This is a genomic window from Kiritimatiellia bacterium, from assembly GCA_028715905.1.
In the GTDB taxonomy this organism is placed as follows: domain Bacteria; phylum Verrucomicrobiota; class Kiritimatiellia; order JAAZAB01; family JAAZAB01; genus JAQUQV01.
In genome coordinates this window covers 1-6253 of record JAQUQV010000088.1, presented here as the reverse complement: position 1 = coordinate 6253, position 6253 = coordinate 1, and the positions used below count along the sequence as shown (strand labels likewise).

Below are 6253 nucleotides of genomic sequence, written 5' to 3'. Positions count from 1 at the left end.
GTGGATGGCAATTCAATTGGCCAGTCTTCGTAGGGGCCGCGCTTGTCGCGCGCCCGTCTTTATTGAAGAGGACTTCGCAAGCGAAGCCCCTACGGTTTCTCTCTCCCCCTCAAAACTGAGGCCTTACCGGAAAATTCCTTTGTCTTTGACTTGCGGAAGGCGGGTTTATTTGCCATATTTAAACCAACGGCCATTTCGCGGCGTTTTGCGCGAACCCGGAATCATGAAAAAACTATCCGCCTATTTTTTACTTTTGCTGTGTTTTCCTCTCTTTGCCGCCGGCGAGCCGGTCCCGGTGGATGGTTATGCGGCGGTGGTGAATGACAAGGTCATCACCGTTTCCGACGTTTTGAAAGCCATGGAACCCCTTGAGCGGCAGATCCGCGAAACATATTTTGACGACACGCTCGCGGACAAGCTTGACGCCGCCTATGCGAACACGCTGGATTCCCTGATTGAGCGCGAGCTGATCTTGTGCAGTTTCGCGGCGCAGAAACAGTTTGCCCTGCCGGACAGCGTGGTTGACAGCCGGATTGACGAAATTGTCCGCAACAAGTTCAACAATAACCGGGCGGAGATGCGCAAGGTCCTTGATCAGGAAGGGCTGACCTTTGAGGAATGGCGGCAAAACTACAAAAATTCGCTGATCGTGGCTCTTTTGCGTGAGAGGGAGGTTGACGGCAAGGTCGTGATTACACCGCAGGCGGTTCGCGCGGCCTACGAAAACGCCGGGGAAAAATACCGGATTCCGGAGCAACAGGAAGTGCGCGCCATAGTGATTGATTGCGGCGGCACGAAGGAGGAGGATGACCTCAAGCTTAAACAGGCCGAGGATATCCGCAGACGCCTTCTGAACGGCGAATCGTTTGAAGAGTTGGCCAGGCAGGCCTCGGAAGACCAGAAGGCGTCCGCCGGCGGCTACTGGGGCTGGATTGACCCGGATACCCGCCGGACGGAAATTGCCGCGGTCCTCAAAACTCTGGCGGTCGGAGATATCAGCCCCGTCATTTCCGTCGGGGATGAGTTATATATTTTCCGGGTTGAAGGGCGCAAAAACTCATCGGTGGTGCCGTTTGAAACGGTATGCGATTCCATCTGGAATGAGCTCCGGAAAAAGGAAATGAAACGGCTTTATGACGAATGGATTGAACGGCTGAAAAAGAATGCCTATATCAAGAAGTTCTGAAACGGTGGCAAGCAACTTAAACTTGCGGAACGGCAAAGAAAAACAAGGAAGCATCCCTCGCAGCGCGCGCTGAGAACGCGGAGAAAATGTTTTCTTTCGCCTTCGGCGAAAAGAAATATTTCTATTTGGGTTGCGGGCATACCCGCTTTACTCAGGATTCAGAAGTCAGCAGGGCCGGTTTTAAAAGTTACCCGCTTGGAGGAGTACGCAAGGTCTTCTCCCCGCTATGCCATCTTTTGAAAGGCCATGGCATGAACCCGGTGATAATATCCGATCAATTGTTTCCAGTCAAACTCTTCGGCCAGTTCCTGGGCATGGAAACGGAGGGCAATGCGTTCGCGCGTGTCAAGCTGGCAGAAAGCGAAAAGATATCCGGCCAGTTCCTCCGCGGCGGCGACATATGAGTTGTTTTTCCGTTTGACAACGAACAGGCCGTTCTGCTGGCAGTCGGGCGAACGATGCAAAATATAACTGCCGAAGCCGGAAAGGTCCGAAGCCACCGCGGGAACGTTTCGGGCAAGGCATTCCAGGGGCGTGTAACCCCAGGGCTCATAATAGCTGGGGAACAGGCCCAGATGACAGCCGCGGACGAACTGGTCGTATTCCAGGCTGAAAAGCGGGTTAGCCATTGTCATGAAATCCGGATGATAAATGATTTTGACCGGATCCTCCGGCTGGTTTACCATGTTGCACACGCGCAACTGATTCAGGACTTCATCGTGGTCCTGGTCAAACAGGTCATGGGTAACAATCGGCGGGAGACGGTTGGTCCGCCAGGCCTGCATGATGCGTTTCAGGCGCATCATGTGGGATTCATCAACGAGCGCATTAAAGTCGGGCAGGCGCCCGGTTGAGGTGGCCTTGAAGAGGCGCGCGCCGACCTGATCCCTGACCATCATGCAGGTGTTGTAAAGCTCTTCCGTCATGGCCTTGTTGTTCAGCGCTTCGGCGATGATTGAGCGGAAGGGCCGGCGCGAAATAATGAACATGACCACGGTCAAATCGCCGCCGGCTTGTTTCAACCGCGCGTTCAGGCGCGCCAACGCCTCCAGCGTGAGGTCAAAACCCTTGTTGCGGTATTCGTGGCGGCCCGAAGTGAAAAAATAGAGCGTGCGGTCAAGGTTGAAATTGTAACTCGGGAAAAAATGGCCGATGACGAACTGATTGATTCGTTCCTTGTAGACCACGTGCAGGTTTTCCGACTCGTGGCGCGCGGTGAATCTTTCCACGTTGATTCCGTTCGGCAGGACCTGGTCAACCTCGCGCTGAATTAGATATTTGCATTCCAGCGCGGTTACATTGCTGACCGTGCTGAAAACGTGCGCGCCGTGCGCCGCCGCGCGCTCCAGCCGCACCCGCGCCTCAATGTTGAACCGCCGCGCGTCGTTTTCCCAGTTGACAAACGGCAGATGGTCGTAAAACCAGGGGTCGGTCATGGCGATATAGCGCCCGAGCAGGGTGGCGTGGGTGGTGAAGACAATGGCCGCGGGAAGTTTGAGCCGGCGCATCTCCGGGATCGCCGTGCCGGCCATCCATTCGTGAAAATGGGCGATTACCGGCGGCAGGCTCTCTTTTTCTTTTGCCAGCGCGCTGAAAAATTCCTGGACCAGAAAACCGAAGGTAATCACGTGGTTCAGTTCGTCGTCGTCCGACGGAGTTCCAATGCGGTGGTGCTCCCACAAGTAGTATTTGATCTCGTTCAACTTGTGCATGGCGCCGTGCGTGTCAAGCAGGATGACCTGGGGCCGCCCCGATATGAGCCAGCGCCCGTAATGCGCGTTAAATCCCCGCGTTTTCATCTCGGCGATGGCGTTCGCCACCGCGCCGGAAGGGGGCGTTTCCTCAAACTCAATCGCCGCCGTAACCGGGTTGTAAGGGCCGATCATGAAATAGCGGTTGCCCCAGTTTTCAATCATGCGGGGCGCTTTGGAGCGAATGACGGTGTAAATGCCGCCCAGTTGCCGGCAGACTTCCCATGCAACCTCAAAGAGCAGTGCATTGCGCGGAATTATGGTGTCGGTGGTTTGCGGCGGAAGGGCGCTGGGTTTTACAATCCTTTTCATGGAAAAAATCATGCAACAGCCATTTAACAACTTTAAATCATAATCAACGGCGCGGGTGAATGCAAGGAAAATTCAAAAAGCAAAAAATTTTTTGACAGCCGCGCGGGCGGCCGTTATTATTTTTGCCATGTCGGCGAAAAGAGACGCATGGGGATCGCGGCTGGCCGTTATCATGGCCGTGGCCGGTTCGGCCATCGGGCTGGGCAACCTTTTGCGCTTTCCCGCCAAGGCCGTGGTCAACGGCGGCGGGGCCTTCATTATTCCATATTTCATTTCATTTCTCCTGCTGGGCCTGCCGTTGATGTGGATTGAATGGACCCTGGGCCGTTACGGCGGCGGATTTGAACACGGCACCGCCCCGGGCATATTTCACAGCCTCCTGCGCAAAAACAGGTTCGTCAAATATTTCGGAGTCATCGGGATTTTTGGTCCGCTCGTTATTTTTGTTTATTACGTCTATATTGAATCCTGGACGCTGGCCTACAGCTTTTTCGCGCTCGCCGGCAAATATTCCGCCCTGGCCGACCAGTCCGCCATGCAGTCTTTCCTGCGCGGTTTCCAGGGGCTGGAGAGCAACGCTTTTTTTAACGGGGTAGGCTGCGCTTATTTGTTTTTCATCGTCACGTTCCTGCTGAACCTGGGTGTGATTTATTACGGCATCCGCGCCGGTATTGGGCGCCTGTGCAAGTTCGCCCTGCCGCTGCTTTTTCTTTGCGCGCTGATCCTCGTGGTCCGCGTTTTCCTGCTCGGCGCGCCCGCGGAAGCGTATCCGGAAAGAAACATTATCAACGGGCTCGGATTCATGTGGAACCCCGATTTTGCGGCCTTGAAGTCGGCAAAAGTCTGGCTGGAGGCCGCCGGCCAGATATTTTTCACCTTGAGCGTCGGGATCGGCGTCATCCTGACCTATGCCAGTTATCTTTCCAAAACCGACGACGTTGTCCTTTCCGGCCTTACGGCGGCCGGAACGAACGAACTGGCCGAGGTTGTTCTGGGCGGCAGCATCATTATCCCGGCCGCTTTTGTCTTTTTCGGGCAGGGCGCCATGCAGGAAGTGGCCCGTTCCGGGACTTTCAATCTCGGCTTCGTGACCATGCCGCTTATACTGAATAAACTCCCCTGCGCGGCCCTCTCGGGTTTTCTCTGGTTTATGCTCCTTTTCCTGGCGGGGATCACCTCGGCGGTGTCATTGGCCCAGCCCTCGGTGGCTTTCCTGGAGGACGAGTTTGACGTCACCCGCACAAAGGCGGTCGGGATTTTCGGCGCGGTAGCCTTCATTCTCTGCCAGCCCTGCATTTTCCTGCTGGGTTACGGCGTGGTGGATGAGCTGGATTTCTGGGGCGGGACTTTCTTTCTGGTGGTGTTTGCGACGATTGAGGTGATATTGTTTGTCTGGGTTTTCGGCATGGAAAAGGCCTGGGATGAAATTCACCACGGCGCCGACCTGGTCCTGCCGCGTTTTTACAAATGGATCATCAAATACATCACCCCTCTTTTCCTCTTCTTTATCCTCGGGGCGTGGTTCTGGCAGGAATGGATTCCGGTTATCCTGATGAAAAACGTCCCGCCCGAATCCAAACCCGTCATCCTGGCGACGCGCCTCGGGCTTCTGCTGATTTTTCTTGTCCTGGCCCTGCTGGTCAAGATCGCCTGGAAACGCAGAAAGGCGCGGGGGGAGGTTTTATCATGAGCATTTCCGGCTGGATATTGCTTATCCTCTCATGGGGGCTGATCATCGCGCTCAACGTCTTTTGTTTTGCAAAAGCGCTCGGCGGGAAGGACGACGGGGATGATCCGCAAAACGGGCCGGCATCATCCGGAATTTAGCGTCCCGAATTTTCCTTTTCCAGCGCCCCGGCCAGCAGATCCATCGTTGCCGCCAGGAGTTTGTCAGGCGTGTTCAGCGGCGGCATCAGGTAAATCGTGTTCCCCAGCGGACGGATAAGAACGCCCTTTTTCAGCAGGTTTTTTTTAAGCGCCGCCGCGCGCCCCGCTGGCTCCAGGTCAAAGGCGGCAAGCATGCCCAGGCCGCGCAAATTGCCGACGCCTTTCAGGCGGCGCAGCTCCGCCATCTTTTCCTTCATCATTTTGCCTTTGCGCCGGGCTTCCGCCACAATCTTTTCTTCCTCGTAAATCTTCAGGACTTCCAGCGCAACGGCACAGGCCAGGGGGTTGCCGGCAAAGGTGTGGCCGTGATAGAAAGTATGGTCCGCGGGGCCGTCGGCGAAAGAGGCGTAAATCTTTTCTTTAACGACCGTGGCGCTGATCGGCAGAGAGCCGCCGGAAAGTCCCTTGCCGAGGCAGACGATATCGGGCGCTATCCCGGAATGTTCAAACGCGAACATTCTGCCAGTGCGTCCGAACCCGACCGCGATTTCGTCGGCGATCAGGAGAATGTCATGCGCGCGGCATAAAGCGGCCAGTTTTTTCAGGTATTGCGGGCTGTAAATCCTCATGCCGGCGGCGCACTGGCAAAGGGGTTCCACGATAACCGCCGCGATTTTTTCGTGATGTTTGTCCAGGAGCCGCCGCATCGGTTGAAAACATTCGCCATCGCAAGCCGGGGCAGACAGGGAATCCGGCGCGCGGTTCCGGGCGCAGGCGGCGCAGAACGGCGCGGCGGCGCGGTAGACGGGAAAAGTCAGCGGCTTGAAGGCCCGGTGGAATTGCGGCAGGAATCCGGCCGCAACCGCGCCGAGCGTGTCGCCGTGATAGGCGTTTGCCAGGGAAACGATCCGCCGGCGTTCCGGTCGGCCGGTGTTGTGCCAATATTGGACGGCAATCTTGAGCGCGGCCTCCACCGCCGAAGCGCCGTCGCTCGCAAAAAACGCGCGGCGTTCATCTTTAAACAATCTTCCCAGCCGTTCCGCCAGCTCAATCGCCGGCGGATGGGACATGTTGCCGAGAATGCTGTGCTGGAGTTTTCCAGACTGTTGCTTTATGGCCGCCACGATGCGCGGATGGCTGTGGCCGAGACTACAGCCCCACCAGGACGAAATCGCGT

At 56.2% G+C, this 6253-nt stretch carries 5 protein-coding genes; 3 read left to right on the top strand and 2 right to left on the bottom strand.

Annotated elements, in window-relative coordinates; genetic code table 11:
• The first annotated feature begins 223 nt into the window (after nucleotides 1–223).
• Nucleotides 224–1186: a SurA N-terminal domain-containing protein gene (locus PHP98_11270; GenBank protein ID MDD5484209.1), complete on the top strand. Its 963-nt coding sequence runs from the start codon at nucleotides 224–226 to the stop codon at nucleotides 1184–1186.
• Nucleotides 1187–1410: 224 nt separating this feature from the next.
• On the opposite strand, the gene PHP98_11265 is transcribed toward PHP98_11270, so the two are convergent.
• Nucleotides 1411–3249: a glycosyltransferase gene (locus PHP98_11265; protein MDD5484208.1), complete on the bottom strand. Its 1839-nt coding sequence runs from the start codon at nucleotides 3247–3249 to the stop codon at nucleotides 1411–1413.
• Between the two features lie 127 nt (nucleotides 3250–3376).
• On the opposite strand from PHP98_11265, the gene PHP98_11260 reads away from it, so the two are divergent.
• On the top strand, nucleotides 3377–4939 hold the full coding sequence (locus tag PHP98_11260) for a sodium-dependent transporter (GenBank protein ID MDD5484207.1): 1563 nt from the start codon (nucleotides 3377–3379) through the stop codon (nucleotides 4937–4939).
• Nucleotides 4936–5076 (top strand): hypothetical protein, encoded by a 141-nt coding sequence (locus tag PHP98_11255; protein MDD5484206.1) that lies wholly within the window; start codon nucleotides 4936–4938, stop codon nucleotides 5074–5076. Before PHP98_11260 ends, PHP98_11255 begins: the two co-directional genes overlap by 4 nt.
• Here PHP98_11255 and bioA read toward each other — a convergent pair.
• Nucleotides 5073–6253 (bottom strand): adenosylmethionine--8-amino-7-oxononanoate transaminase (bioA, locus tag PHP98_11250; protein ID MDD5484205.1); only part of this gene is annotated, 1181 nt, incomplete at its 5' end. The two genes, PHP98_11255 and bioA, sit on opposite strands and share 4 nt — an antisense overlap.

Bases quoted from the DNA above. Each gene is read 5' to 3' on its own strand.
- PHP98_11265 (MDD5484208.1), bottom strand. From the start codon at position 3,249: ATGAAAAGGATTGTAAAACCCAGCGCCCTTCCGCCGCAAACCACCGAC.
- PHP98_11270 (MDD5484209.1), top strand. From the start codon at position 224: ATGAAAAAACTATCCGCCTATTTTTTACTTTTGCTGTGTTTTCCTCTC.
- PHP98_11255 (MDD5484206.1), top strand. From the start codon at position 4,936: ATGAGCATTTCCGGCTGGATATTGCTTATCCTCTCATGGGGGCTGATC.
- PHP98_11260 (MDD5484207.1), top strand. From the start codon at position 3,377: ATGTCGGCGAAAAGAGACGCATGGGGATCGCGGCTGGCCGTTATCATG.